Source organism: Gordonia spumicola, assembly GCF_009932475.1.
In the GTDB taxonomy this organism is placed as follows: domain Bacteria; phylum Actinomycetota; class Actinomycetes; order Mycobacteriales; family Mycobacteriaceae; genus Gordonia; species Gordonia spumicola.
The window spans coordinates 728744-753444 of the sequence record NZ_BJOV01000002.1 but is presented as its reverse complement, the minus strand read 5'-3'; the positions used below and the strand labels follow the sequence as shown (position 1 = coordinate 753444).

Genomic DNA, 24701 nt, shown 5'->3' with positions numbered 1-24701 from the left:
ACATGGTGTCGCAGCGAATCAATGGAGAGCATCCCTCCCGAGCCGATGAGCGTTCCTCCCGCCCCCCGAGCGGAGTCGAGGGGAGAACCGCCGCGAACGCGATCAGCGAAGACGTGATCCTCGACGCGGCGGCCAGACTGATGGCGACGATCGGCATCCGCCGCACCACGATGGCCGACGTGGCACGGACCGCGGGCGTCTCACGCGCCACCCTGTACCGACGTTTCCCGAACGTGGAATCCCTTGCCGCACAGGTCACGACGCGCGAGTTCACCCGGATCGCCGCGCAGACGCCGACCACCGACGGGCTGGACAGCCGGGAATCGATGATCGTCTCGCTCGTGCATCTCGTCCGCGGGGCGCGCACCCATCCGCTGCTGCAGCGGATCATCGAGCTCGACCCCGAATTCCTCATGCCGTACCTCCTGCACCGCAGCGGCCGGACGTCGCGCTCGCAGCTCGAGATGATCGAGACTCTGCTGACCGCGGGGCAGGCGACGGGCGTGATCCGCGACGGGTCTCCTCGCCGCATGGCGACCACCGTCCTGCAGATGGCGTGGTCGTTCACGCTGACCGGCCCCGTGTTCGCCGACCCCGACGACGTCGACGCCCTCGACGACGAACTCTCGGAACTCCTCGAAAGGTATCTCCGCCCATGACGTTCGAACTCCTCGCCGACCATCCCGCGATCGATGCGTCGTCGCTGCTGTCCCCGTCGCGCCGCTCGGCCGACCTCGAACGGCTCGCCACGGCGCCGGACGTCGATCTCATCGTGATCGGCGGAGGCGTCACCGGTGCCGGTGTCGCACTCGACGCCGTGTCGCGCGGACTGTCGACAGTGCTCATCGAGAGCCGCGACCTCGCGTTCGGCACCAGCCGGTGGTCGTCGAAGCTCGTCCACGGCGGCCTCCGGTACCTCGCATCGGGTGCCGTCGGCATCGCGTACGAGAGCGCCGTCGAACGGGACGCCTTGATCTGCACCATCGCTCCGCACCTGGTCAGGCCCCTGCCGCAGGTGGTTCCGTTGACGTCTGACGTCACGTTCTTCGACGCCGCCCTCACCCGCACCGGATTCCTGGCCGGCGACGCGCTTCGGGTCGCGGCCCGGACGCCCTCGTCGGTTCTCGCACGGTCGCGCCGCATCTCGGCGGCCGAGGTGATCGCGATGGCTCCGACGGTCAAACGCGACGGGCTGCGCGGCGGCCTCCTCAACTGGGACGGCCAGCTCAACGACGACGCCCGACTCGTGGTCGGGATCGCGCGGACCGCGGCGTCGCTCGGCGCCACGGTCCTGACTCATGCCCGCGCCGATCAGGTGACCGGCTCGTCTGTCGACGTGACCGACGAGCTCACCGGCCGCAGCTTCGAGCTGCGCGCGAAGGCCGTCGTCAACGCGACCGGGGTGTGGGCCGCGCAGGTCGACTCGGCGATCGCGCTGCGCCCCAGCCGCGGCACTCACCTGGTGATGAGCCAGGACAGCTTCGACGGTCTGCGCGCCGGTCTCACCGTCGCCGTGCCCGGACACTTCGGGCGGTACGTGTTCGCGCTGCCGCAACCCGACGGGCGGGTCTACGTCGGACTGACCGACGAGGAGGCCGACGGCGAGATCCCCGACGTGCCGCGGCCCGACGAGTCGGAGATCGACTTCCTGCTCGACACCGTGAACCTCGCACTCGGCACCCCGCTGACTCGCTCCGACGTGCTCGGCACCTACTCGGGCCTTCGGCCGCTCCTCGACTCGGGCGCGGGCGAGACGTCGGACGTCTCCCGCAAGCACGCCGTCCTCACTCGGGGCGACGGTCTCGTCACCGTCGTCGGCGGCAAGCTCACCACGTACCGACGGATGGCGGAAGACGCCGTGGACGCGGCACTCGCCGCATCGGGCCTGTCGGCATCCGCGTGCCGCACACGGACGTTGCCGCTGGTCGGCGCCGCATCGGCAGAAGCCCTCGGCCGTGTGGACGCCCCCGACCGCCTCATCGCCAAGTACGGAACCGAGGCGCCTGCCGTCGTCGCACTCGGCGCATCCGATCCGTCACTCGCCGAGGTCGTCGCCGCGGGCACCGAGATCACGGCGGCCGAGTTCGCGTTCGGCGTCCACGCCGAAGGCGCGGTGACCGCCGACGACGTCCTCGAACGACGCACTCGCCTCTCCCTGACCCCGCTGGTTGCCGATGCCGCGCGGTCGGCGGCGGAGGCGACCGTGTCCTGAGCGTCACTCTCCAGCACTCGCTCAGTCCGGAAGCATCGGGGCGTCGTCGCCGTGGTGGCGGTTGACGAGCGCCGCGCGGGTGACGGCGTCTCGGCCGAAACGGCCGCGGAGGGAGTCGACCGCGATGTCGAGGTCGGACGCGTGGTCGTCTCCGTCGAAGGGGAGCGCGAGTTGGACGGCGCCGTGGTCGTCGAGATTGGTCAACGACAGTCCGATCAGGGTGCAGCCGCGCTCGCGGATCAGCGGCATCGCGTCGTCGAGCAGTCCACGGGCGACGGCCAGCACGGCTTCGGTGGAGTCGGTCGGCTCCCGTAGCGACCGCGACCGGGTGACCTTCTCGAAGTCGTGAAACCGCAACCGGAGGACGACGGTCCGCGTCAGGCGGTCGGCCTTGCGCAGCCGGACGCCGAGTCTGTCGACGATGGCGAGGAGCGTCGCCTCCACGTCCGCCTCCGACTTCACCCTGCGGCCGAGCGCGCGCTGCGCACCGATCGAGCTGCGACGCTTGCCCGTCTCGACTCGACGCGGATCGCGCGCCATCGACAGCGCGTACAGGTGGGTCCCCGTGCCGCGCCCGAGCAACGCGCACAAGTGCTTCTCGCCGAACGACGCGATGTCGCCGACCGTGGAGATGCCCGCGTCGAGCAGTCGGGCTTCGGTCTTCGCACCCACACCCCACAGCCGCCGCACCGGCAGCGGATGCAGGAAGTCCAACTCGCGACCGGCCTCCACGTGCAGCAGCCCGTCCGGCTTGCCGACCGCACTGGCGACCTTGGCGAGGAACTTGCTGCGGGCGACGCCGACCGTGATCGGCAGTCCGACCTCCGTCCGGACCCGTTCACGCAGCCGGGCGGCGATCTCGACAGGTGTGCCGCTGATCTTCCGCAGACCTGAAACGTCGAGGAACGCCTCATCCACAGAAATGCCCTCCACCAGCGGAGACGTGTCCCGGAACACCTCGAAGACCGACCTCGAGGCTTCAATGTACATATCGAACCGCGGCGGCATGGTGACCGCGGAAGGGCACAGCGCCCTCGCCTCGTGACCGGGCATGGGAGACCGGACACCCATCGCCTTGGCCTCGTAGCTCGCCGCCAGCACCACACCGCCGCCCACCAGCACCGGCCGCCCGCGCAGATGCGGATGGTCACGCTGCTCGACGGACGCGTAGAACGAATCGAGGTCGGCGTGCAGGATCGACGCCTCGCCCCGTTCGAACTGTTCGATCCGCATGCTCAGATCATGGCACCGCGGTACGACAATCGTCTCGACTCTTCGGCTCGCAAGCTCGCTCAGTGCAAGCCTTCGGCTCGCAGGCTCGCTCAGAACGGCGCCGCGCTCGACGAACTGGGCTCAGGCGTGTCGCCGCGCGCGGAGGACCTCGTCGTTGATGTGGGCGCCGTTGCCCGCTGGGATGCCCCGGCCTCGGGTCTCGGACACCTCGACGGTCCAGCCGTCGCCGAGCCGTGCGCCGATGTCGGCGGGCTGGACGAAGTCGGCCGGATCGAAGCCGTGGGCGCGCATGCCTTCGGCCTCGTGCGCCACCACCAGGAGGGTGCCGCCGGGTGCGACCGCGTCGATCAGGACGTCGGCGAGAGCCTCGCGCTCGGCCGGGATGGGGAAGTAGAAGGCCGAGACCAGGTCGAACGGCGCGTTCGGCACCGGCTCGACCATCAGGTCGACGCGATTCCAGGAGATGATTCCCTCCGGGTCGGCCTCGCGGGCACGGTCGACGGCTACCTGCGAGATGTCGACCGCGGTCACACTCCACCCTCGGCCCGCCAACCAACGTGCATCGGCGCCTTCTCCGCTGCCGATGTCGAGTGCTCGCCCCGGGGCGAGACCGTCCGCCTCCACGAGAAGCGCGGGATTCACGTTCGTCGTCCAGATGCGATCCGACATCCGGTAACGCTCGTCCCACTCCTGTGCGGACTCTGGATGGCGGGGCGCCTGCTGCGGCTCGTGGTCGTGTTCGTGACTCATGGGATCGACGGTGCCACGTCGTCGCCGAAAAGTCATGACCGAGCGTACGAGCGTGGGTGCACACTGGAACGCATGACGTTCCCCGTGCGCATCGGCGTCCAGCTGCAGCCTCAGCATTCACCCGACTACGGTCTGATCCGCGACGCCGTCCGTCGCGCCGAGGACGCCGGCGTCGACATCGTGTTCAACTGGGATCACTTCTTCCCGCTCTCCGGTGATCCCGACGGCGCGCATTTCGAGTGCTGGACGATGCTCGGCGCATTGGCCGAACAGACCGAACGCATCGAGTTCGGCCCGCTGGTCTCGTGCAACAGCTACCGCAATCCGGAACTCCTCGCCGACATGGCGCGCACCGTCGACCGCATCTCGGGCGGCCGCCTGATCCTCGGGATCGGAAGCGGCTGGTTCCGGCGCGACTACGACGAGTACGGCTACGACTTCGCGACGGCGGGCTCGCGCCTCGACGCCCTCGGCGAGGCCCTGCCGCGCATCGAGTCCCGGATGGCCCTGCTCAATCCCCAGCCCGTGCGGAGGATCCCGGTGCTGATCGGCGGCGGAGGCGAACGCAAGACCCTGCGGCATGTGGCCTCGCACGCCGACATCTGGCATTCGTTCGTCGACGTCGAGACGTACCGTCGCAAGTCCGCGATACTCGCCGAGCACTGCGCCGCCGTGGGACGAGATCCGTCGAGCATCGAGCGGTCGGCGGAGCTGAAGGCCGACGGCGGCATCGACGAGTTGAAACGGTTCGGCGACGCGATCACGGCCGAGGGCGTCACCCTGCTGACACTGGCCGTGAACGGTCCCGACTACGACCTCTCCGTCGTCGAACAGCTGGTCGCATGGCGGGATCAGCGCGGGGGCTGATCGGTCACGGCCGACGTCAGTCGAGCCATTCCCTGGTGTACAGGTCCTGCCACCGCACGGAGATCTCCGATCGCGCCGGGCCGCTCACGTCCGGGCCGATCGTCGAGGTCAGCACCTCGTCAACGACGTCCCGCACCCTCTCGGACAGGTCGACGAGGTCGTCGGCGTAGCGAGCGACCAGCCCCATCCGCACGGCGTCGACATGATCCTCGGCTCCGTCGACGGACGCGAAGACGACGAGACGCCCGATGCTTCGACGCACGCTCACGGCGATGAGTTGTTTCACCACCCGGTCGCTCACCCAGACGCCGGGCGCGTCGGCGGCGAGCCTGCGGGCCGGTCGTCGCACCGCCGCCAGGCCGGACGAGATCGACGAGATCAGTCGCTCCACGTCGCTGTCGGGTTCGACGTCGTCCCGGACCGCCTCCACCAGCCATCTGTCGGTGAGGTCTGCGGTCGGATCATCATGGTTCATGTCGTTCACGACCGGTCTCCTCTCCCACGGTCACTCGATCTCTCGTCGTCGGACGGTTGTGCACCAGGCTGCCACGGGGCGAGTCTGACCACCAGGAACTTCCGACTTCGTTGGAGATGCCCCCTGACCGAACCGTTGCTGACCCGAAGCACCTGGGCGACCTCGTCGATGGTGAGGCCCTCCACCTCCTTGAGCCACCACGCGGCCCGCGACGTGTAGGGCAAGTTCTCCAGTTCGGCCCGCAGCGCGTCCATCAGCGCCGAGTGCTCCGCCGAATCCGCCGGTTCCGGTCCGTTCGCCGACAGCTCGGCGAAACGTTCGTCCGACACTGGGAGGTCACGGCGACGGCGGTGGTGGTCGACGGTCTTGCGGTGCGCCACGGCGAACATCCAGGTGCGGAAAGAACTCCGGAAACCGAAGTCGGGCAACGCTTTCCACGTGTCGAGAAGAGTCTCTTGAGCGAGATCCTCGGCCACCTGACGGTCGCTCACCATTCGCCTCATGTACCGCAACAGGACCGGCGACATCCGGCGGATCAACACGGCGAACGCCTCGGCGTCCCCGACGGCCGCAGCCGCCGCGAGCTCGTCGTCGCTGAGGTCGACGAGCTCGAGTCCACCCATGTGACGAGCATCACGTGACATCATGCGTGCAACTCCCCTGGTCCACTGCGACTGACCCTACACACGGATCGCGCGATCCGACGCCGTCGGACGAGGGGTCGTGATCCGTGCACACATGAGAAGTCGGCTCGGCCGGCATGGACGAAGGAGTTCGCGTGTCTGAGAACGCAACCACCACCGCACCCGACGCCACGAACGACGCGGATCCCACCGCGTCGACGGGTTCGACACCGTCCGCCGGACGGGAGTTGGCGCGGCGCGACACCGGCGGCGACCGCGGCCGGACGTCGATCGCCGACATCGTCGTCGCGAAGATCGCGGGCATCGCGGCACGCGAGATCGACGGCGTGCACGACGTCGGCGGCACCACCGAACGAGTGGTCGGCAAGGTCCGGGAGGTCCTGCCCGGCACCACGGTCAGCGCGACGCAGGGCATCAACGTCGAGGTCGGCGAGCGTCAGGCCGCGGTCGACGTGTCGATCGTCGCCGAGTACGGCGTCGCCATCCACCAGCTCGCCGCGGCCATCCGTCGCAACGTGATCAGCGCCATCGAGCAGATGACGGGCCTGGAGGTCACCGAGGTCAACGTGACCGTCCACGATGTGAACTTCGGTGACGAGGCGGAGCAGTCGGGATCGTCGCGGAGGGTCGAGTGATGACCGGCGACCCCGGTGAGGGGACGAGGGCGCCCGCGGAGGAACTCGCCGACGCCGTGCTCGCGGTCCCCGGCGTCGTCGCACTGCACAGCGGTCTGTTCGGTGAGGTCGCGACGTACCTGCCCGGACGCCGAGTGCCCGGCGTCGCCATCCGCGACGACGACGGTGAGATCCACCTGATCGTCGATCTCGCCCACGACCTGCAGAGCGTGGCGACGCGGGTCCGCGAGATCGCCGAGGAGGCGACGGGCCGACCGTTCACGGTCGTCGTCGAAGACGTCGAATCGGATCGGAGGGTCGGCTGATGAACAACGCCGTGATCGGACTGTTCGCGGGACTGCTGCTCGCGATCGCCGCAACCACCGGCGGGTTCTGGGGTCTCGTCGTCGCGATCGTCCTCGGCGGGATCGGCGTGATCGTCGGCCTGCACCGCGACGGCGTCATCGACCTGGGCGCCATCGTGCGGAGCAGGGGCCGTGGCTGACGGGCCGCTCGCCGATCCCGCGGGCGATCTGGTCATCGCCGACCGGGTGATCGAGAAGATCGCGGCCCGCGCCGCGCTCGACGTCGCCGGAGTGGTCCGACATTCCGGCGCCGTCGGGTCGCTGCTGGGTGCGACGGGGGATCGGCTCGGCATCGGCTCGGACCTTCCGCGGGCGGCCGTCGACTCGTCCGGCCGGGCGCGCAGACTGTCGTTGACGGTCGCGCTCGCGTGGCCGTGCGCCGTGACCCGTGTGGCCCAGGAGATCCGTGCCCGCGTGGCCGACGATCTGCTCGAGTTCACGGGGGACCGGCCAGTGCGAGTGGATGTGACTGTGCGCCAATTGGTTCCGCGGGGCGAGGTGTCCAGGCGGAAGAGCGGTTACATCGATCTCCCTCCGCTTGAGGACGCCGACTCACGCGCCGAGACACATCGATCGGAGGAGGAGAGCTCATGACTTCGACAGACCCGACGGTCGCGGCGTCCAGCACGGCCGACACCTCGCCGCGCCGAGTGTTCACGCCGTCCGGACTCCCCGGAGCCGCGGTGTTCGGCGCCGTGCTCGGCGCCGCGCTCCTGGTCCTCTGCGGCGTCGCCGTCCGCGATCTGGTGGTGCGAGCCGGGTGGGCGGGGGGCGACCCGTGGCTCGGCGACCTCGCACACCGCGCGTCGAACGCATCGTGGGACAGCTGGACGTGGCCCGCGGTGATCGCGCTGCTCGTGGTGGGCGCGACACTGCTCGGCCTGTCCGCGAAGCCGCGCAAACCCACTCATCTGCGCCTCGCGGGACACGAGGTGGTGTGGACGAGGCGAGTGGACGTCGCACGCCGCTGCAGCGCCGCGGCCGACGACGTCGCAGGCGTCGACAGGGCGACGACCGTCGTCACCCGCAGGCGGGTCACGTCCACCGTCTACGGCCGCGACACGGTCGACGAGGCCGCCGTCCGCGCGGCAGTCGACGCCGTCGTGGCGGAACTCGACTCGTCCCCACGCGTGAGGGTCCGATTCGTTCGACGAGACGGGAGTCGGCGATGAACCGTGCGCCCGCCTCACTGCATCGACTGTCCACCGCATTGATCGCGCTGGTCCTGCTCGCCCTCGGCGGCGCCGCACTCGCCTCGCGCCTGGGCGTGCGCCCGATCTCCGAGTGGGTCGATCGGTTCGACGCCTCATCGATCGGCCGGTTCGCCGACAGCGGATGGTGGGCGGCCGCGCTCGGCGGCGTCGTCGTGCTCTCGCTGATCTGGGGACTGTCCCTCATCGGGTCGACACTGCGGCCGCGGGCCGTCGACGACCTGGAACTCGACGGGTCGGACCAGAGCGGCGAACTCGTGATCGCGCCCAAACTGATCGCGACCGCCGTCGCCGACGAACTCTCCGGCGACACCATGTTCCAGAAGGTGTCCGCCCGCGCACTCGACGACCGGTCGCGCAAGATCATTCGACTCGAGGTGACCGCGCGACCCGACCGCAGCTACGCCGAGATCGTCGATCGGGTGGGACGCGCGACCGACCAGATCCGCGAGGCCGTGGCCGGGGCCGACGTCCACGTGCAGGCCTTCATCCACCTGGAGAAGCCGACCTCGGCCCGGTGACGGTCAGCGGCGGGCCGACAGCGCGGCACGGGCGGCGCGGTGACCGGCCATGCCGTGCACCCCGCCGCCCGGCGCGGTCGCCGACGAGCACAGGTACACGCCCGGCACTCCGGTGACCTGCGGTGTTCGGGCGAGGATCGGCCGCGCGAGGAGTTGGCGGAGGCTGGCGGCTCCACAGTTGATGTCGCCCGCGACGTAGTTCGCGTTGTGCCGCGCGAGATCGGTCGCGGTCGTCACGATCGTCCCGCGGACGGTGTCGCGGAAGCCCGGAGCCGCCCGCTCCACCTCCGCGGTGATCGCCTCGGACATGTCCACATCGCAGCCCGCGGGGACGTGGCAGTAGGCCCACGCCAGGTGGACGCCTGCGGGCGCCCGACCGGGATCGACGCGCGTCGGCTCGCCGCCGAGGATCCACGGCCGACGCGGCACACGACCCGCCGCCACGTCGTTCTCCGTCGCGCGGATCATCTCGACGCCCTCGGCGAGGTGGAACGTCGCGGTGTCGGCCAGGACGTCGGGCCTGTGCGCCCACGGAATCGGCTCGGACAGCAGGTAGTCCACCTTGCAGACTCCCGATCCGTAGTCGAATCGGCGCAGCGCACGCCCGTACCTGCGGCCGAGCTGATCGCCGAACAGTCGTCGCAGGAGGCTCGGCGACGTGTCCAGGAAGACGTCGCAGCCGGACGGCAACTGCGCGCGATCGGTCACCTCCACCCCCGTCTCGACGACGCCTCCGTGACCGCGGATCACGGAGACGAGCGCGTCGGCGATCGCCTGCGACCCGCCCTCCGCGACGGGCCATCCCGACGTGGTGAGCATGCCGAGCAGGAGTCCGGCCGCCGACGATCCGGCGGCCGACAACGGTCGTCCCGCATGTGCCGCGATGCCGGCGAAGGCGGTGGCCGCCCGGTCGGTCCGGAACGCGCGAGCGAGCACGTCCACGGGAGACAGCGCGGCGGGCCCGAACCGGGCCATGTCCAGGAGTCGACGCGGCACGCCGGGCATCGCCAGGACGTCCGCGGCGAGTCCGGCGGGGTCCGGTGAGCACACGATGCGCTCCCAGCGCCGCGCGTCGACGCCGAGTTCTTCTGCGAGACAGCGATTTCCGCGTCGGAGCGCGATCACGTCCGAGTCGGCGACGTGCGCGAGCGACACGTCGGGCGTCAGCCACCGCAGACCGTGCTCGGTCAGCCGCAGATCGGCGAAGGCGGGGGAGACGAAGCCCGTCGGGTGGACCGCGGAGCAGACGTCGCGCGCGATGCCCGACCCGAACGCGTCGTCGGTGCGTGCGCCCCCGCCGACGGCATCGGCCGCCTCAAGAACCAGCACCCTGCGCCCGGCGACGGCCAGGGTCGCGGCGGCGGTGAGTCCGTTCGGTCCGGATCCGACGATCACTGCATCGAACACGTCACGCACTATTCACTCCTTCAACAGTCCACTCACACTGTCGTGACCAGACGATAGATTGAACGCATGACGTCCGCTTCTACCCGGCGGTTGCTGGCATTCGTGTCGGCGCTGGCCGTCCTGCTTCTCGGTTCGCTGACGGCCGGCACCGCCCATGCGGAGGCCCCGTTCCACCTTCCCACGCAGGTCGTCGACCCGGCAGGCGTCCTCGACGACGCTCAGCGCATCGAAGTGGCTAAGACGGTCAGCGATCTCGAAGCCGACCAGGAGATCGCGTACTGGGTGGTCTTCGTCAAGAGCTTCGGCGGACTCTCGCCGCAGGAATGGACCTCGCAGACGGTCGCGCAGAGTGATTTCGGGACACGCGACGTGGTGCTCGCCATCGCCACCGACGAGAAGACGTCCTTCCTGCAGGCTCCGCTCGAGGTGGACGGCCTCACCGATTCGGAGATCGCCGCGATCACCGCGGACGATCTGGCCCCCGCGGTCCAGAAGGGACAGTTCGCGCAGGCCGCGCTCTCGGTCGGCTCCGCCCTGGAGTCCGCGGCCGACGACGACTCGTCGTCCCGGACGGGCCTGATCGCGACGGTGGTGATCGTCGGCGTCCTCGCTCTCGCGGGCGTCGCGCTGTACATCCGCAAGCGTCGCGCCGACGCCGAGGTCGACGAGTCGCTCTCCCTCGACGAACTCGGCAGGCAGCCGCTCGACGAACTCGACGCGTGGTCGCGCGAGGTCTTGACCGGCACCGATCGCGCGATCGCGACGAGTGCCGACGAATTGGCGCTGGCCGTCGACGAGCTCGGCGCATCGGTCGCCCAGCCGTTCACCGACGCCGTCCTCGACGCCCGCGCCGCCCTCGCCGAGGCGTTCACCGCACGCCAGCGGATCGACGACGGGCTCGTCGCCGACCCGGACGAGCAGCGGAGGCTTCTCGTACAGATCATCACCACGTGTTCGCGCGCCGACACCTCGCTCGACGGCCAGGTGACCGGCTTCGACGGGCTGCGCAACCTGCTGGCCGACCCCGGAGCCCGTCTCGACGCGCTCACCGCCAGGATCACCGAGCTCACCGCGCGCGTCCCTCGCACCCGGGCGCGACTCGACGAGCTGATCGCCGAGCACGGCGACGACGCCGCGTCCATCGTCGACAACGTGTCGCTGGCCGCCGAACAGATCCAGTTCGCCGAGGACGCGACGGCCCAGGGGCGCGACGCCGCGGCCGCCGGAGCGCAGGGACGCGGATCCGTCGTCGGGGCCATCCGGTCCGCGGAGGGCGCTCTGGAACAGGCGGCGAAGCTCCTCGACGCCGTCGACGACGCCGATCCGAGCAGCACCGACGACGTCGCGCTGCCCGCGGTGATCGATCGAGTGCAGGCCGTCTCCGACTACGTCGCGACTCGCCGGGGAGTGGTCGGCGCGGTCGCGCGTACCCGGTTGTCGGAGGCGCGTCGTCTCGCGGACACCGCAGCCGACCTGCTCGAGTCCAATACGCCCGGCAGTGCCGAAACCGCCGCCCGCGCATCCGTTCTCGCTGATCAGGCCCTCGCGCAGGCGCAGTACGACGTCGCCGAGTGGTTCTCTTCGCAACGCGCGGATCCCGCGGACGGGTACGGGGATCTCGCGCCCGTCCTGACCGGCATCCTCGTCGACACCGTGTGGAACGACGACGTCCACGCGGGCGGCTACAGCCACGACGGTCGGAGTCCCGCGTCGTACGGCGGGTCGTCGAGTTCCGGTCGCATCGGCGTCGGCGGACGCATCTGATCCGACACCCCGTGTGTCTGCCATGTCACACCGCGCGCCACTTTTAGTTAGGTTCTCGAAGTATTAGACTCCCTAAGTGTGGCTGACGACTTTCCCTCGGAACTCGCAAGCGATCTGCGTCATTCGGTGACGCGTCTCTACCTCGCACTCCGCCGGAACAGCCCCATCGAGGAACTCAGTGCGGCCCAATCATCGGCCCTCGCGACGCTCCACGACCACGGTCCGATGCGCATGGGCGCACTCGCCGACCGCGAGTCGATCCGGATGCCGACCGCCACCAGCCTCGTCGACGGTCTGATCCGCTCCGACCTGGCTTCGCGGGCGCCCGACCCGGACGATCGGCGCGCCGTCGTCATCGCGATCACCGATCACGGCCGAACCGTGATCGACGAGGTCAGGGGGCGACGCGACGATGTCGTGACGACCGCACTGGAGAACCTGTCCGACGAACACCTGGCCGCCCTGTCCGCGGCCGCCCCGGCCCTTCGGGCCCTGCGCGCACGATTGGAGAATCATGACAGCTGAGAATCATTCGCTCACCGAGGCCTTCACGGGCCAGCCTCGGACCGTCTGGGTGACCGCGTTCGCCGCCGTGATCGCGTTCATGGGCATCGGCCTCGTCGATCCGATCCTCAACGAGATCCGGATAGCCCTCGACGCACCCGAGCAGAAACTGACCCTGTTGTTCGGCGTCTACATGGGCGTCCAGGTGCTCGCGATGCTGCTGACCGGCTGGGCCGCGTACAAGTTCGGCCCGAAGAGGGTGCTCAGCGCGGGTCTGATCTGCATCGTCGTCGCCGCGGGCGTATCGGCGATGGCGAGCGACATCGATCAGCTGATCGCGCTCCGCGTCATCTGGGGTCTCGGCAACGCCCTCTTCATCGCCACCGCTCTCGCATTCATCGTGGGTCAGGCCCGAGGCGGACAACACGGAGCGATCCTGCTGTACGAGGCCGCACTCGGCGCCGGACTCGCCGTGGGACCGCTGCTCGGAGCCGTCCTCGGGGAGTGGAGTTGGCGGGCGCCGTTCGCGGGCACCGCGATCCTGATGCTGGTCGGAGCAGTCCTCTGCGCCGTCCTGCTCCCGTCCGACGGTCCGTCGACCGAGCGTCAACCGGTGAGCGTCCTCGACCCGATCCGCGCACTGCGCAACCGTGTCCTGCTCATCAACTCGATCGGTTCCGCGTTCTACACGGGCGCGCTGTTCACCGTCATCGCATGGGCGCCGATCGCCATGGGCCTTCGCCCGATCTACGCGGGCATGATCTTCTTCGGCTGGGGCCTGTTGACCGCGCTCTCCGGCGTGTTCGTCGCACCCGGATTGGCCCGCCGGTTCGGCGACCGCGCGGGCGTGATCGGCGCGATCAGCGGATACGCTATGGTCATGGCCCTGGCCGCGATCGGCGTGATGAGCCATCAGGTGGGGCTGATCGGCTTCGCCGTCGTCGTGTCCGGCATCCCGTCCGGTGTCCTGAACACGCTGTTCACCGGTGTCGCGATGTCGGCGACGGACGCGAGCACACCGCGGTCGGTCGCATCGGCGGGTTACAGCTTCCTCCGCTGGATGGGCGCCGCGGTGTCGGCGATCCTCGTCGCCTACCTCGCCGAATGGTTCGGCGGCGCGGCTCCGTTCTGGTTCGCGGCGGGCTACTGCGGCGTCGCCGTGGCCGCGCTCCTCGCCGCCAACACCTCCCGCCCCGTCGAGCACTCCGTCCCCGACGACGCAGTCCTCGTCGGCGCCGAGGAGTTCTGACCGCTCCCGACCGGAAGTACAGTCGAGCCATGCCGACAGCATTGATCACCGGAGCCAGCCGCGGAGTCGGCGCACAGATCGCGCGGGCGCTGGCCCCCACTCACGATCTGCTGCTCGGCGGGAGGGGAAGCGCGGAACTCGACGCCCTGGCGACCGAACTCGACGGGGCGTCGACGTTCCCCGTCGACCTCACGGATCACGAGTCGTTGGAAGCCGCGACGGAGGCGATCGGTTCGCTCGACGTCCTGGTGCACAGCGCGGGTGTGGCGAGCAGCCTGGAGGCCGTCGCCGACACTCCCGCCGACGAGTGGCGGTACATCCTCGAGGTCAATCTGGTGGCGGCCGCCGAGTTGACGCGTCTCCTGCTCCCCGCGCTGCGTGCGGCCGCGGGCCACGTCGTGTTCCTGAACTCGGGCGCCGGGATCCGCGTCAATCCCGGGTGGACGCCGTACGCCGCCAGCAAGTTCGGACTGAAGGCCCTGGCGGACGGGCTCCGACTGGAGGAGCCGTCGCTGCGTGTGACGTCGGTCTTCCCCGGTCGTGTCGACACCGACATGCAGCGCGACATCGTCGCCATCGAGGGTGGAGCCTACGACCCGTCGAAGTTCCTGAAACCCGAAACCGTCGCCGCCGCCGTCGCCCAGGCGATCGCCACGCCGCCCGATGCACACCCCACGGACGTCGTTCTGCGCCCGACGGGTCGCTGACCGCGCTCGACACGTTGATTCCGCTGTCTCACTCACGCTCGGTGATCCCGTTCAGGTAGGCGCGGATGATGCGACCGGAACGGTTCTCGGTGGCCCCGATGACCGTGCGCTCGAGAACGAGTGCGTCGATCAGTGTGATCAGATCGTCGACGTTCTCACCGTCGGTCGCGAGGCCCGCCGATGAGAACGCGTCGACGGCGATCCGGTACGACTCCTCGTGGACTCCACCGGCTCGCAGGCGTTGCCGCAGTTCGGGCTGGTCGTCGAGCTCGAGAATCAGTGCGTAGCGCGCGGCCATGTCGTCGCGACGAGCCGACAGATCATCGACCAGCCCGTCGAGCTCCTGTGCCAGGGCGTCGACGGTGATCGTGTCGCGGACTCCCGCGAGTCCGCCGAGCCGTGTCGCGACCGATTCCGCGTTCCGAGTGGTTCGGGCTTCGAGTTCACCGACGACGAGTTCCAACAACGCCGCGCGGGTCTTCGCGTGGTACGACGTCGTGCCGTCCGGCAGTCCTGCCGCACGGTCGACCGCACGGTGGGTGAGCGACCTGACGCCACTGCGCGCCACGATGCGGATCGCGGCGTCCGCGAGACGACGACGTCGATCGGACCGCGGGATCTGTGAGGTTGACACGGGTCAACACTACAGGTGTAGCGTCGATGTTAACGCTACACCTGTAGTGAGATCGAGGGGCCGTCATGATCCAGATCGACCGCACGTTGTTCCCGTTCCGTTCCCGGTGGTTCGCCGCACCGGAGGGCCGCATCCACTACATCGACGAGGGGAGCGGACCGGCACTGCTGTTCTGTCACGGCTCGCCCACGTGGAGCTTCCTGTTCCGCAAGGTCGTCGCATCGCTCCGCGACGACTATCGATGCATCGCCGTCGACCACCTGGGGTTCGGCCTGTCCGAACGCCCCGACGACTTCGGCTACACGGTCCGTGAGCACATCGCCGTGCTCGGCGAGGTGATCGATCATCTCGACCTCGACGACTACGTCATCGTCGGGCACGACTGGGGCGGACCGATCGGCCTCGGGGCGTCGACCGGTCGCGGCGACAGGTTGCGGGGCGCGGTCTTGACCAACACCGCGTTCTGGCCGATCACCGCCCTGCCCAATCGACTCTTCAGCGCGGCGATGGGGACCACGACGATGCAGCGCAGGATCGTCGAACACAACTTCCTCGTCGAGAAGATCCTCCTCGGCCGCTTCGGGCCGCCGCTGAGCGACGTCGAAGCCGACCACTATCGACGCGTGCAGCCGACACCGGACGACCGACGCGGCCTCGCCGTCATCCCTACCGAGATCACCGCCGCGACACCGCTGTTGACGACACTCGAACACGACGTCGCGACCCTGATCCGCGACGTCCCGGCCCTCGCCGTCTGGGGGATGCGCGACAAGGTGTTCCCCGCGAAGAGCTGCCTGCCGCGCGTCGCGGCGGCATTCGACGACCTCTCCGTCGTCGAGCTGCCCGACGTCGGACACTTCACCGCGGAAGAAGCGCCCGACGTCCTCGCCGAATCGATCGCGGCGAGATTTCCGGTCAGAGCTGCTTGAGGTCGGACTGCTCCCAGACGGCGCGCATGGAGACGATCTTGCCGTTCTCGTCGAACACCATGATGTCGACGGGCGTGATCTCGAAACTCATGCCCGCGGTGCCGGTGACGAGGGTGAACTCGAAGACTGCGGTGTCGCCCGCGATCTTGGTCCACTTGAGGGTCGCGTCGCGGCTGTCGAGGTTGGTGATGATGCCGTAGAACTCCACCAGTTCCTCGCGGGTGCGCCGGATCGGTGCTCCGATCGGGTCTTCGACGGTCGCACCGTCGGCGTAGAGGTCGGCGATCTGCTCGGCGGTGCCGCCGTTGAGGTGGTCGATGTAGGCCTGGACCGTCGCGGCGATCTTGTCCGACAGTGCGAGTTCCTGCTGGTCAGCGGTCATGTTCACTCCCTGAATTGAAACGTGTTCTAGTCCATTGCAGGCTAGCAGGGGTGACGTGCCAGAGGTAGGGGCCTGGCAGGATTGGCGCATGGTGATCCGCTCGCTGCTCTTGTTCGCCTTCGCCGCCGTCGCCGAGATCGGCGGCGCGTGGCTCGTCTGGCAGGGCGTCCGCGAACATCGCGGTTGGCTCTGGATAGGCGCGGGCGTGATCGCCCTCGGCGCATACGGCTTCGTCGCGACCCTGCAGCCCGACGCCGAGTTCGGCCGGATCCTCGCCGCATACGGCGGCGTGTTCGTCGCCGGTTCGCTCGCCTGGGGGATGATCGCCGACGGCTACCGGCCCGACCGTTGGGACGTCATCGGCGCGCTCGTCTGCCTCGTCGGCGTCGCACTGATCATGTACGCGCCGCGAACGAGCTGAACGAGGCACTCGGTGTGAATGCCTCGTTCAGCTCGTGAGAACAGTTCAGCGCAGGTCTGCGCTGCTCTTGCCGAGGATGCGGCGGGCGATGATCAGCTGCTGGATCTGCTGAGTGCCCTCGAAGATGTCGAGGATCTTCGAATCGCGCGCCCACTTCTCGAGCATCTGTGTCTCGGAGAAGCCCGCGGTGGCGCCGATCTCGACGGCCTTGTTCGTCAGATCCGTGACCGTGCGTCCGGCCTTGGCCTTCGACATCGACGCCTCGGTCGAGTTCGGCTGCTTGTTGTCGGCCATCCACGCGGCGCGCAGGGTCAGCATCCACGACGCCTCCCAGTCCGACTCCAGGCGGATGAACTCGGCGACGGCGGCGTGCTGAGCTGCGACGGGACGGTCGTAGTCGATCTCGTGACCGGCCTCTTCGAGCATGCGACGCAGTTCTTCGAGGGCGGCGCGTCCAAGACCGACAGCCATCGCGGCGACGACGGGGCGGGTGTTGTCGAACGTCTGCATGACGCCGCCGAAACCCTTCTTGACGTTGATCTCCGGCGTGCCGAGCAGGTTGTCGGCGGGCACCCGTGCGTTCTCGAACCGCACGACGGCGGTGTCGGACGACTTGATGCCCAGCTTGTGCTCGAGTCGCGCCACGCTGACGCCCTCGGTCGACATGGGGACCACGAAGCTCTTGATGGCCGCACGTCCGACGGACTTGTCGAGGGTGGCCCACACGACGACGTGGTCGGCGCGCGAACCGGCGGTCACGAAGATCTTCTCGCCGTTGATGACGTAGTCGTCGCCGTCGAGCACGGCTGTGGTCGAGACGGCGGCCGAGTCGGACCCGAAGCCCGGCTCGGTGATCGCCATCGCGGCCCACACGTCGGCGAAGCGTTCGAGTTGCTCCTCGTTGGCGACGGCGGCGATCGCGGCGTTGCCGAGGCCCTGGTAGGGGATCGAGAGCATCAGGCCGACGTCGCCCCAGCTCAGTTCGCGCGCATTGAGGACCGAACGCAGGTTGGCCCCGTTGACGGTGTCCTCGCCGGAGGCCTTGTCGGACGCCTTGTCACCGCCGCGGGCCTGCTTGGCGATCTTGCCGAGTTCGTCGAGTTCGACGGGATACTCGTGCTCCGCCTTGTCGTACTTGCGGGAGATCGGGCGGAAGATGTGCTCGGCAGCCAGACGGGCGCGCTCGACCGTGGAGTTCAGCTTCTCCGGGAGCTCAAGGTTGATCGACATGGGCCAAACCTTACTACTGAGTAAGATAGTTGTCGACAGTCTCCCCGAGAATCCGCGATACGGTCGTGCCGTGACCCCGCGTTCGTACCCTCCCCTCCGCACCGCCCCGCCCGCCGAACTCGTCACCGAAGGCCGCTACAACTTCGGCACGTACGACGGACCGATCGAGCACATCAACCCGCTCGACGCGGCCGGCTCGGGCCTGTTCTCGAAACCCCGGAGAGTCGCCCGCGACCTGGGGCTCAAGGAGTGGGAGGCGTTCCAGCTCGGCGACGACGACTGGTTCGTCCTCGGCGCCGTGTACAACGCGAAGGCCCTCGGCCTGCTGCAGGTGCTCGTCGTCGACAAACACAAGGACACCATCCGGCGGTTCGAGACCAAGCTCCCCGCACCGATGCTGTCGGTGGCCCGCGGACTGTCGGGGACGTCGTCGCACGGCGACTTCTCGGGCCTGTCGATCTCACTCGGCAACGACCTCGGCGACGGATCGCTGACCGTCGACGCCACGCGCGACGCACGCGGGGACGACCCGTCCCTCGCCCTGCACGTGACCGGAGACTGCTCACCCGAATCGGCGGCCCACCTGGTGATCGTCCACCCGTTCGCCGACAACGACGCCCTCTACTCGCACAAGACGATGATGCCGATGCACGGCTCGCTCGTCCTCGGCGACGAGCGGGTCGGATTCGCCGACGACCAGGGCTTCCTCATCCTCGACGACCATCACGGCGACTACCCGCGACCCATGAAGTACGACTGGATCACCGCCGCGCGGCGCGTCGACGGCCGCGTCGAGGGCTTCAATCTCACCGACAATCAGATTCGGAACCCCGAGGTCTTCAACGAGAACGCGATCTGGATCGGCGACACGCTCGACCGTCTCCCGCCCGTCACCTTCGAACGCCCCGACGGCCCGTGGGGACCGTGGCGCGCCCGCGATGCGGACGGCGCCGTCGACGTCACGTTCGTCCCCGTCGTCCAGTCGACGATGCACGTCGGCCCGCGCAAGGCCCTCGCCGAGTACTACGCACCGTACGGCTGGTTCTCCGGTGTGATCCACGGCGAGAACACCACTCTGTCCGTCGACGGCATGTACGGCGTCGGCGAGCAGAAGCGCATCACCGTCTGACTCGAGTGGCCCGACGATCGGTTCGCTGATCGCCGACGGGTGGCGTATCGCCACTGAAAGCCGCCGATCGGACCGATCTTTGGAGCATTCTCTCGTCCGCCTTCAGAAATTCAGTTGAACGACGCTCCCGCGCACGACTAGGTTGCTGTGCTGTCGCCAGAACGATCACGAAGGAGGGGCGAATGTCATGTCCGTCGACCGAACACCGGTCGTGGTCCGCAATGCGGACAACGCGGTGCTGCACAGTCGTCCGTTCCGCGAGATCGTCGGACACCTGCTCGGTGGCAAGGTGTGGGTGGTAGCGACCTTCGACCCGCCGGTCATCGCACACGCGGTGTCCATGCAGATCGAGGTGCCGCGTGAGGTGATCCTCCGCGACTACGTCTACCGGCCGTACGTGGAGGTCGACCGGACCACGCGTGAGAAGGTCCTGCGCCGCGACAAACATCTGTGCGCCTACTGCGGACAGCACGCGGACACGTGGGATCACGTGATGCCGCAGTCGCGCGGCGGCGGAAACACCTGGTTCAACTGCGTCGCCGCATGCGGACCGTGCAATTGGGACAAGGGCGATCACACTCCCGAAGAGGCCGGCCTGCGCCTGCTGTGGGAGCCGTACCGTCCCGCCTGGGCGTGATGCCCGAGAGAAGAACATTTGATTGAGAGGAGGGGTCTCGACATGAACGAGTTCCCCGTCGCGCTTCCTGGAGCGCGGGCCGACACACTGATGTGGGCCGAACCCGGTGAGATCGAGCCCGCAGCGCTCGACCAGCTTCGCAACATCTCCAAGCTCCCGTGGGTGGAGAAGCTGCGGGTGATGCCCGACGTCCACCTGGGCAAGGGTGCGACCGTCGGTTCGGTGATCGCTATGCGCGACGCCGTCGCACCGGCCGCCGTCGGAGTCGACATCGGCTGCGGCATGGCCGCCGTGCAGACCAACCTGTCCCTGGACGACCTGCCCGACTCCCTCGCAGCGTTGCGTGCGGGTATCGAGCAGGCCGTGCCCGTCGGCTTCAACGCGCACAATGGCGTCACCGACGTGCTGCGGAAGCAGTGGCCGCTCAAGCGCGAGGCCGATCGCCTCTTCGGATCGTTCGACGCGCTCCGTGCGCCGAAGATCGCCGAGCGCGAAGGTCGCATGCACGCACAGTGCGGATCGCTGGGCGGAGGCAATCACTTCATCGAGCTGTGCGCGGACGACGACGGCAGCATCTGGCTGATGCTCCACTCCGGCTCCCGCAACATCGGCAACGAACTCGCGCGTCGGCACATCGAGACCGCTCGAACGCTCGAGCACAATCTCGGTCTGCCGGACCGCGACCTCGCCGTGTTCCTCGCGGGGACCGAAGAGATGTCCGCCTACCTGCACGATCTGTACTGGGCGCAGGACTACGCCCGCCTGAACCGAGCGGCGATGATGGCGCTGGTCAAGGCTGTCGTCGTCGAACACTTCCCACAGGTGACGTTCCGGTCCGAGGTGCAGTGCCACCACAACTACGTCGCCGAGGAGACCTACGACGGCGTGGATGTGATCGTCACCCGCAAGGGCGCGATCAGGGCCGGCTCCGGCGATCTCGGGCTCATCCCCGGGTCCATGGGCACCGGCTCGTACGTGGTGCGGGGTCTCGGCAACGAGCAGGGCCTGTGCTCGGCGTCCCACGGTGCCGGTCGCCGTATGTCGCGGACCAAGGCGAAGAAGACGTTCACCGTGGACGATCTCGCCGCGCAGACGGCTGGCGTCGAATGCCGCAAGGACCGCGGGGTGCTCGACGAGATCCCGGGTGCCTACAAGGACCTTCAGCAGGTGATCAACGCCCAGACCGCCGGGCCGTCACCGTTGGTCGAGGTTGTCGCCCGCCTCACCACGCTGATGTGCGTGAAGGGCTGAGCGCCCGCTGCAAGACGCAAAAGTCAGTACTCAGACGCGACACCGAGGGCAATATGCCCTCGAGTCTCGATCTGAGTACTGACTTTTGGCGTACCTGCTAAGGAACGACGTTCACCATCCGGCCGGGGACGAAGATGACCTTGCGCGGTTCGCCGTCGAGGAGGGCGGCGATCTTCTCGTCGGCCAGCGCGGCGGCGACGACGGTGGCCTCGTCCGCGTCGGCGGCGACGGTGATGCGGCTGCGGACCTTGCCCTTCACCTGAACCGGGATCTCCACGCTGTCCTCGACGAGGTACTGCTCGTCGACTTCGGGGAACGGACCGTGAGCGAGCGAACCCTCGTGGCCGAGACGATCCCACAGCTCTTCCGCGAGGTGCGGCGCGAGGGGAGCGAGCATCAGCACGACAGCCTCGACGGCGGCCCGCGGAGCGCCCTCCGGGTACGTCTTGGTAAGGTGGTTCGTGAGCTCGATGAGCTTGGCGACCGCCGTGTTGGTCCGCAGGTTCGCGAAATCGTCCCGCACGCCCTCGATCGTGCGATGCACGGTCTTGAGCGTGTCGACGGACGGTTCGTCCTCGACGACGCGGACGTCGCCCGTCTCCTCGTCCACCACCAGACGCCACACGCGCTGCAGGAATCGCTGAGACCCGACGACGTCCTTGGTCGCCCACGGACGCGACTGGTCGAGCGGACCCATCGCCATCTCGTACACGCGGAGCGTGTCGGCGCCGTACTCACGGCAGATGTCGTCGGGAGCGACGGAGTTCTTGAGCGACTTGCCCATCTTCCCGTACTCGCGATTGACCTCGGCGTCCTGATAGAAGAACTTCCCGTCCTTCTCGACGACCTCTTCGGCGGGCACATAGACGCCGCGCGAATCGGTGTACGCGAACGCCTGCAGCATGCCCTGGTTGAACAGGCGACGGTACGGCTCGACGCTCGTCACATAGCCGAGATCGAACAGCACCTTGTGCCAGAAACGCGAGTACAGCAGGTGCAGGACGGCGTGTTCCACACCGCCGATGTACAGGTCGAGACCGCCCGGATCGTTCGGTCCGTGCAGCTCCGGCCGCGGACCCATCCAGTACGCCTCGTTCTCCTTGGCGCACAGCGTCTCGTCATTGGTCGGATCGATGTACCGCAGCTGGTACCAGGAGCTGCCCGCCCACTGCGGCATCACGTTGGTGTCGCGGGTGTACGTCTGCACGCCGTCGCCGAGGTCCAACTCGACGCTGACCCAGTCGCCCGCCTTCGCCAGCGGGGGAGACGGTTCGCTGTCGGCGTCGTCGGGATCGAACGCGACCGGCGCGTAGTCGGCCACCTCCGGCAGTTCGACGGGCAGCATCGACTCGGGCAGGGCGTGCGGAGCACCGTCCGCGTCGTACACGATCGGGAACGGCTCGCCCCAGTAGCGCTGACGGGCGAACAGCCAGTCGCGCAGCTTGTACTGGATGGTTCCGGTGCCGGCGCCGTCGGCCTCGAGGCGCTCGATGATCGCGGCCTTTGCGTCCGCGACGTTCAGGCCGTTCAGGAAGTCGGAGTTCACCAGCGGTCCGTCGCCGATGTACGCGGCCTCGGCGACGCCCTCGTCCGATCCGATCACCTCGAGCAGGGGGAGTCCGAACGCGGTCGCGAACTCGTAGTCGCGGGTGTCGTGGGCGGGGACCGCCATGATGGCGCCCGTGCCGTAGCCGATCAGCACGTAGTCGGCGATGAAGACCGGGATCTGGGCGCCGTTGACCGGGTTGGTGGCGTACGAACCGGTGAAGACGCCCGTCTTCTCCTTGTTCTCCTGACGCTCCACGTCGCTCTTCGCGGCGATCGCCGCGCGGTAGCCCGCGACGGCGTCGGCCGGGGTCGCCGCTCCGCCCGTCCAGCGGGTGTCGACGTCGGACGGCCACGCGTCGGCGACGAGCCGATCGACCAGCTCATGCTCGGGGGCCAGCACCATGTAGCTGGCGCCGAACAACGTGTCGGGGCGAGTCGTGAACACCTCGATCGGTGCGCCGACCGCGGTCGCGAACTTCACCTGCGCACCGCGCGAACGTCCGATCCAGTTGCGCTGCATCGCCTTGACCTTCTCCGGCCAGTCGAGCAGTTCGAGGTCGTCGATCAGGCGGTCCGAGTAGGCGGTGATCCGCATCATCCACTGCCGCAGATTCTTGCGGAAGACGGGGAAGTTGCCGCGCTCGGACTTGCCGTCCGCGGTCACCTCCTCGTTCGCGAGCACGGTGCCCAGACCCGGGCACCAGTTCACGAGCGAATCGCTGAGGTAGACGAGGCGGTACGAGTCGAGGACGTCACGGCGCTCGATCGCCGACAGATCGGCCCACGCGCGGCCGTCGTCGAGCGCGCGCTCGCCCGAGGCGAACTCGTCGACGAGTTCGGAGATGCGACGCGCCTTGCCCTGCGAGGAGTCGAACCAGGCGTTGTAGATCTGCAGGAAGATCCACTGCGTCCACCGGTAGAACTCGACGTCGGTCGTCGCGACCCGGCGACGCTCGTCGTGGCCGAGGCCCAGGCGACGGATCTGCCCCAGGTAGCGTTCGATGTTCGCCTCGGTCGTGGTCCGCGGGTGCGTGCCCGTCTGGACCGCGTACTGCTCGGCCGGCAGACCGAATGCGTCGAACCCCATCGTGTGCAGCACGTTCTTGCCGGTCATCCGGTGGAAACGCGCATAGACGTCGGTCCCGATGAAACCGAGCGGATGACCGACGTGCAGTCCGGCGCCCGACGGGTACGGGAACATGTCCTGCACGAACAGCTTGTCCGCGGCGTCGGGCGCGGGCCCGTCGAACGCCGCGAAGTCGCCCGCGAGGGGTCCGACGGGGTTCGGCGCGTGGAACGTCCCGTCGGCGGTCCAGCGCTCCTGCCAGCGCGACTCGATCTCACCGGCCGTGTCGGCGGTGTACCGGTGCCCGGGAACGGACTCGGCGGGGCGATGCGGAGAATCAGCAGAGGTCACTCCACCAGGGTAAATCGTCGCTGTTCGACGCCCAAAAGCACGGTTGTCGTCGTCACATGATTCGAGCGGCGCCGCCTGTCGGTCGTACAGTTGGCTACGTGCACATCTTGTCCGTCATCACCGCCGTCATCGCACTCGCGCTCGCAGTCTTCTGGGCAGGCGTCGGAGCGGGCGGTGTTTTGGGCGGCATCACGCGCAACCGCTGGATCGGGGTGCGCGCCGACGAGACCATGAAGTCCGAGGAGGCGTTCGCCCTCGGCAACAAGGCCGCGGGTCCCGGCTTCCTGTTCGCCGCGCTGATCCTCGCGATCGGCGGAGTGCTCGGCTTCACCGGCGACTGGGGCTTCGCCTTCGCGATCGGCTCCGTCGTCATCGGCTTCGGCATCGCAGCCGTCGCGGCCGGCTTCGGCGTCCGCGTCGCGGCCGCCGTCCCCGAACCCGAGGACGAGGGCGGCTGCGGTTCGGGCTGCTGCTCCGGGGATTCCGCCGACGCGCCGGTGCAGGCGCACGCCGACGATCCCGCGTCCGACTGCGGGACGAGTTCGTGCGGATCGTGCGCCCTGCAGGGCATGTGCACGTCCGACGACGCCGTCCACTGAC

Annotated in this window: 28 protein-coding genes; 19 read left to right on the top strand and 9 right to left on the bottom strand. The window is 68.7% G+C overall.

From position 1 onward, the window contains the following. Nucleotides 1–2: 2 nt before the first annotated feature. Both GYB83_RS05655 and GYB83_RS05650 read left to right on the top strand, forming a co-directional pair. Nucleotides 3–659 carry a TetR/AcrR family transcriptional regulator gene (locus tag GYB83_RS05655; RefSeq protein ID WP_161894540.1) on the top strand — a complete coding sequence of 219 codons (657 nt, stop codon included), beginning with the start codon at nt 3–5 and terminating at the stop codon, nt 657–659. After that, a complete protein-coding gene (locus GYB83_RS05650) occupies nt 656–2212 on the top strand; it encodes a glycerol-3-phosphate dehydrogenase/oxidase (RefSeq protein ID WP_161894539.1) in 1557 nt (518 codons plus the stop codon). Before GYB83_RS05655 ends, GYB83_RS05650 begins: the two co-directional genes overlap by 4 nt. A gap of 21 nt (nt 2213–2233) precedes the next feature. Here the strand turns inward: GYB83_RS05650 and dinB are convergent, their stop codons facing one another. Then, nucleotides 2234–3445 (bottom strand): DNA polymerase IV, encoded by a 1212-nt coding sequence (gene dinB, locus GYB83_RS05645; RefSeq protein WP_161894538.1) that lies wholly within the window; start codon nt 3443–3445, stop codon nt 2234–2236. A 120-nt stretch (nt 3446–3565) separates the two neighbouring features. Further along, on the bottom strand, nt 3566–4195 hold the full coding sequence (locus tag GYB83_RS05640; protein WP_161894537.1) for a class I SAM-dependent methyltransferase: 630 nt from the start codon (nt 4193–4195) through the stop codon (nt 3566–3568). Between the two features lie 72 nt (nt 4196–4267). Here GYB83_RS05640 and GYB83_RS05635 point away from each other — a divergent pair, with 72 nt between their 5' ends. Continuing rightward, a complete protein-coding gene (locus GYB83_RS05635) occupies nt 4268–5062 on the top strand; it encodes an LLM class F420-dependent oxidoreductase (protein WP_161894536.1) in 795 nt (264 codons plus the stop codon). Between the two features lie 16 nt (nt 5063–5078). On the opposite strand, the gene GYB83_RS05630 is transcribed toward GYB83_RS05635, so the two are convergent. Next, nucleotides 5079–5537, bottom strand: a complete 459-nt coding sequence (locus GYB83_RS05630; RefSeq protein WP_186349727.1) for a hypothetical protein — start codon at nt 5535–5537, stop codon at nt 5079–5081. 5 nt (nt 5538–5542) lie between these two features. Further along, complete coding sequence (locus GYB83_RS05625; protein ID WP_228461186.1) at nt 5543–6160, bottom strand: RNA polymerase sigma factor; 618 nt, start codon at nt 6158–6160, stop codon at nt 5543–5545. 155 nt (nt 6161–6315) lie between these two features. Here GYB83_RS05625 and GYB83_RS05620 point away from each other — a divergent pair, with 155 nt between their 5' ends. The 6 genes from GYB83_RS05620 to GYB83_RS05595 are packed head-to-tail and all read left to right on the top strand — an operon-like array spanning nt 6316 to nt 8892. Beyond that, entirely contained in the window at nt 6316–6816 is a 501-nt protein-coding gene (locus GYB83_RS05620) for an Asp23/Gls24 family envelope stress response protein (protein WP_161894533.1), read from the top strand. Continuing rightward, nucleotides 6816–7121 (top strand): hypothetical protein, encoded by a 306-nt coding sequence (locus GYB83_RS05615; RefSeq protein ID WP_161894532.1) that lies wholly within the window; start codon nt 6816–6818, stop codon nt 7119–7121. The genes GYB83_RS05620 and GYB83_RS05615 overlap by 1 nt, the downstream gene beginning before the upstream one ends. Further along, a complete protein-coding gene (locus GYB83_RS05610; RefSeq protein ID WP_161894670.1) occupies nt 7118–7300 on the top strand; it encodes a DUF2273 domain-containing protein in 183 nt (60 codons plus the stop codon). The genes GYB83_RS05615 and GYB83_RS05610 overlap by 4 nt, the downstream gene beginning before the upstream one ends. Beyond that, a complete protein-coding gene (locus tag GYB83_RS05605; protein ID WP_161894531.1) occupies nt 7293–7754 on the top strand; it encodes an Asp23/Gls24 family envelope stress response protein in 462 nt (153 codons plus the stop codon). The genes GYB83_RS05610 and GYB83_RS05605 overlap by 8 nt, the downstream gene beginning before the upstream one ends. After that, nucleotides 7751–8332: a DUF6286 domain-containing protein gene (locus GYB83_RS05600; protein WP_161894530.1), complete on the top strand. Its 582-nt coding sequence runs from the start codon at nt 7751–7753 to the stop codon at nt 8330–8332. The genes GYB83_RS05605 and GYB83_RS05600 overlap by 4 nt, the downstream gene beginning before the upstream one ends. Further along, nucleotides 8329–8892: an Asp23/Gls24 family envelope stress response protein gene (locus GYB83_RS05595; RefSeq protein ID WP_161894529.1), complete on the top strand. Its 564-nt coding sequence runs from the start codon at nt 8329–8331 to the stop codon at nt 8890–8892. The genes GYB83_RS05600 and GYB83_RS05595 overlap by 4 nt, the downstream gene beginning before the upstream one ends. 3 nt (nt 8893–8895) lie before the next feature. Here GYB83_RS05595 and GYB83_RS05590 read toward each other — a convergent pair whose 3' ends face one another. Further along, entirely contained in the window at nt 8896–10299 is a 1404-nt protein-coding gene (locus GYB83_RS05590) for a phytoene desaturase family protein (protein ID WP_308469443.1), read from the bottom strand. 66 nt (nt 10300–10365) lie between these two features. Between GYB83_RS05590 and GYB83_RS05585 the strand changes: the two genes are divergently transcribed. The 4 genes from GYB83_RS05585 (at nt 10366) to GYB83_RS05570 (ending at nt 14523) form a co-directional block, all read left to right on the top strand. Beyond that, nucleotides 10366–12063, top strand: a complete 1698-nt coding sequence (locus GYB83_RS05585; protein ID WP_161894527.1) for a TPM domain-containing protein — start codon at nt 10366–10368, stop codon at nt 12061–12063. A gap of 78 nt (nt 12064–12141) precedes the next feature. Further along, entirely contained in the window at nt 12142–12588 is a 447-nt protein-coding gene (locus GYB83_RS05580; RefSeq protein WP_161894526.1) for a MarR family winged helix-turn-helix transcriptional regulator, read from the top strand. Then, nucleotides 12578–13816: an MFS transporter gene (locus tag GYB83_RS05575; protein ID WP_161894525.1), complete on the top strand. Its 1239-nt coding sequence runs from the start codon at nt 12578–12580 to the stop codon at nt 13814–13816. Before GYB83_RS05580 ends, GYB83_RS05575 begins: the two co-directional genes overlap by 11 nt. 29 nt (nt 13817–13845) lie before the next feature. Further along, on the top strand, nt 13846–14523 hold the full coding sequence (locus tag GYB83_RS05570) for an SDR family oxidoreductase (RefSeq protein ID WP_161894524.1): 678 nt from the start codon (nt 13846–13848) through the stop codon (nt 14521–14523). A 28-nt stretch (nt 14524–14551) separates the two neighbouring features. Here GYB83_RS05570 and GYB83_RS05565 read toward each other — a convergent pair whose 3' ends face one another. Further along, nucleotides 14552–15157: a TetR/AcrR family transcriptional regulator gene (locus GYB83_RS05565; protein WP_228461185.1), complete on the bottom strand. Its 606-nt coding sequence runs from the start codon at nt 15155–15157 to the stop codon at nt 14552–14554. A gap of 65 nt (nt 15158–15222) precedes the next feature. Between GYB83_RS05565 and GYB83_RS05560 the strand changes: the two genes are divergently transcribed. Further along, nucleotides 15223–16086 (top strand): alpha/beta fold hydrolase, encoded by an 864-nt coding sequence (locus GYB83_RS05560; protein WP_161894523.1) that lies wholly within the window; start codon nt 15223–15225, stop codon nt 16084–16086. Here the strand turns inward: GYB83_RS05560 and GYB83_RS05555 are convergent. Then, entirely contained in the window at nt 16073–16468 is a 396-nt protein-coding gene (locus GYB83_RS05555; RefSeq protein ID WP_161894522.1) for a nuclear transport factor 2 family protein, read from the bottom strand. The genes GYB83_RS05560 and GYB83_RS05555 overlap by 14 nt on opposite strands. A gap of 88 nt (nt 16469–16556) precedes the next feature. Between GYB83_RS05555 and GYB83_RS05550 the strand changes: the two genes are divergently transcribed. Continuing rightward, entirely contained in the window at nt 16557–16889 is a 333-nt protein-coding gene (locus tag GYB83_RS05550; RefSeq protein ID WP_161894521.1) for a YnfA family protein, read from the top strand. Nucleotides 16890–16934: 45 nt separating this feature from the next. On the opposite strand, the gene GYB83_RS05545 is transcribed toward GYB83_RS05550, so the two are convergent. Further along, nucleotides 16935–18119: an acyl-CoA dehydrogenase family protein gene (locus tag GYB83_RS05545; RefSeq protein WP_161894520.1), complete on the bottom strand. Its 1185-nt coding sequence runs from the start codon at nt 18117–18119 to the stop codon at nt 16935–16937. 70 nt (nt 18120–18189) lie between these two features. Here GYB83_RS05545 and GYB83_RS05540 point away from each other — a divergent pair, with 70 nt between their 5' ends. From GYB83_RS05540 to GYB83_RS05530, 3 genes are all read left to right on the top strand, one after another. Then, complete coding sequence (locus tag GYB83_RS05540; protein ID WP_228461183.1) at nt 18190–19248, top strand: DUF2804 family protein; 1059 nt, start codon at nt 18190–18192, stop codon at nt 19246–19248. A 187-nt stretch (nt 19249–19435) separates the two neighbouring features. Further along, nucleotides 19436–19885, top strand: coding sequence for an HNH endonuclease (locus tag GYB83_RS05535; protein WP_161894518.1), 450 nt, complete (start codon nt 19436–19438; stop codon nt 19883–19885). Between the two features lie 42 nt (nt 19886–19927). Further along, nucleotides 19928–21136 (top strand): RtcB family protein, encoded by a 1209-nt coding sequence (locus tag GYB83_RS05530; RefSeq protein WP_161894517.1) that lies wholly within the window; start codon nt 19928–19930, stop codon nt 21134–21136. A 97-nt stretch (nt 21137–21233) separates the two neighbouring features. Here GYB83_RS05530 and leuS read toward each other — a convergent pair whose 3' ends face one another. Continuing rightward, nucleotides 21234–24101, bottom strand: a complete 2868-nt coding sequence (leuS, locus tag GYB83_RS05525) for a leucine--tRNA ligase (protein WP_161894516.1) — start codon at nt 24099–24101, stop codon at nt 21234–21236. 98 nt (nt 24102–24199) lie between these two features. Here leuS and GYB83_RS05520 point away from each other — a divergent pair, with 98 nt between their 5' ends. Continuing rightward, nucleotides 24200–24700: an SdpI family protein gene (locus GYB83_RS05520; RefSeq protein WP_228461181.1), complete on the top strand. Its 501-nt coding sequence runs from the start codon at nt 24200–24202 to the stop codon at nt 24698–24700. Nucleotide 24701 lies beyond the last annotated feature (1 nt).

Coding starts and splice junctions, on each gene's coding strand:
- GYB83_RS05655 (WP_161894540.1), top strand. CDS start 3: ATGGTGTCGCAGCGAATCAATGGAGAGCATCCCTCCCGAGCCGATGAG.
- GYB83_RS05650 (WP_161894539.1), top strand. CDS start 656: ATGACGTTCGAACTCCTCGCCGACCATCCCGCGATCGATGCGTCGTCG.
- dinB (WP_161894538.1), bottom strand. CDS start 3,445: ATGCGGATCGAACAGTTCGAACGGGGCGAGGCGTCGATCCTGCACGCC.
- GYB83_RS05640 (WP_161894537.1), bottom strand. CDS start 4,195: ATGAGTCACGAACACGACCACGAGCCGCAGCAGGCGCCCCGCCATCCA.
- GYB83_RS05635 (WP_161894536.1), top strand. CDS start 4,268: ATGACGTTCCCCGTGCGCATCGGCGTCCAGCTGCAGCCTCAGCATTCA.
- GYB83_RS05630 (WP_186349727.1), bottom strand. CDS start 5,537: ATGAACCATGATGATCCGACCGCAGACCTCACCGACAGATGGCTGGTG.
- GYB83_RS05625 (WP_228461186.1), bottom strand. CDS start 6,160: ATGGGTGGACTCGAGCTCGTCGACCTCAGCGACGACGAGCTCGCGGCG.
- GYB83_RS05615 (WP_161894532.1), top strand. CDS start 6,816: ATGACCGGCGACCCCGGTGAGGGGACGAGGGCGCCCGCGGAGGAACTC.
- GYB83_RS05600 (WP_161894530.1), top strand. CDS start 7,751: ATGACTTCGACAGACCCGACGGTCGCGGCGTCCAGCACGGCCGACACC.
- GYB83_RS05595 (WP_161894529.1), top strand. CDS start 8,329: ATGAACCGTGCGCCCGCCTCACTGCATCGACTGTCCACCGCATTGATC.
- GYB83_RS05585 (WP_161894527.1), top strand. CDS start 10,366: ATGACGTCCGCTTCTACCCGGCGGTTGCTGGCATTCGTGTCGGCGCTG.
- GYB83_RS05575 (WP_161894525.1), top strand. CDS start 12,578: ATGACAGCTGAGAATCATTCGCTCACCGAGGCCTTCACGGGCCAGCCT.
- GYB83_RS05570 (WP_161894524.1), top strand. CDS start 13,846: ATGCCGACAGCATTGATCACCGGAGCCAGCCGCGGAGTCGGCGCACAG.
- GYB83_RS05560 (WP_161894523.1), top strand. CDS start 15,223: ATGATCCAGATCGACCGCACGTTGTTCCCGTTCCGTTCCCGGTGGTTC.
- GYB83_RS05555 (WP_161894522.1), bottom strand. CDS start 16,468: ATGACCGCTGACCAGCAGGAACTCGCACTGTCGGACAAGATCGCCGCG.
- GYB83_RS05550 (WP_161894521.1), top strand. CDS start 16,557: ATGGTGATCCGCTCGCTGCTCTTGTTCGCCTTCGCCGCCGTCGCCGAG.
- GYB83_RS05545 (WP_161894520.1), bottom strand. CDS start 18,119: ATGTCGATCAACCTTGAGCTCCCGGAGAAGCTGAACTCCACGGTCGAG.
- GYB83_RS05535 (WP_161894518.1), top strand. CDS start 19,436: ATGTCCGTCGACCGAACACCGGTCGTGGTCCGCAATGCGGACAACGCG.
- GYB83_RS05530 (WP_161894517.1), top strand. CDS start 19,928: ATGAACGAGTTCCCCGTCGCGCTTCCTGGAGCGCGGGCCGACACACTG.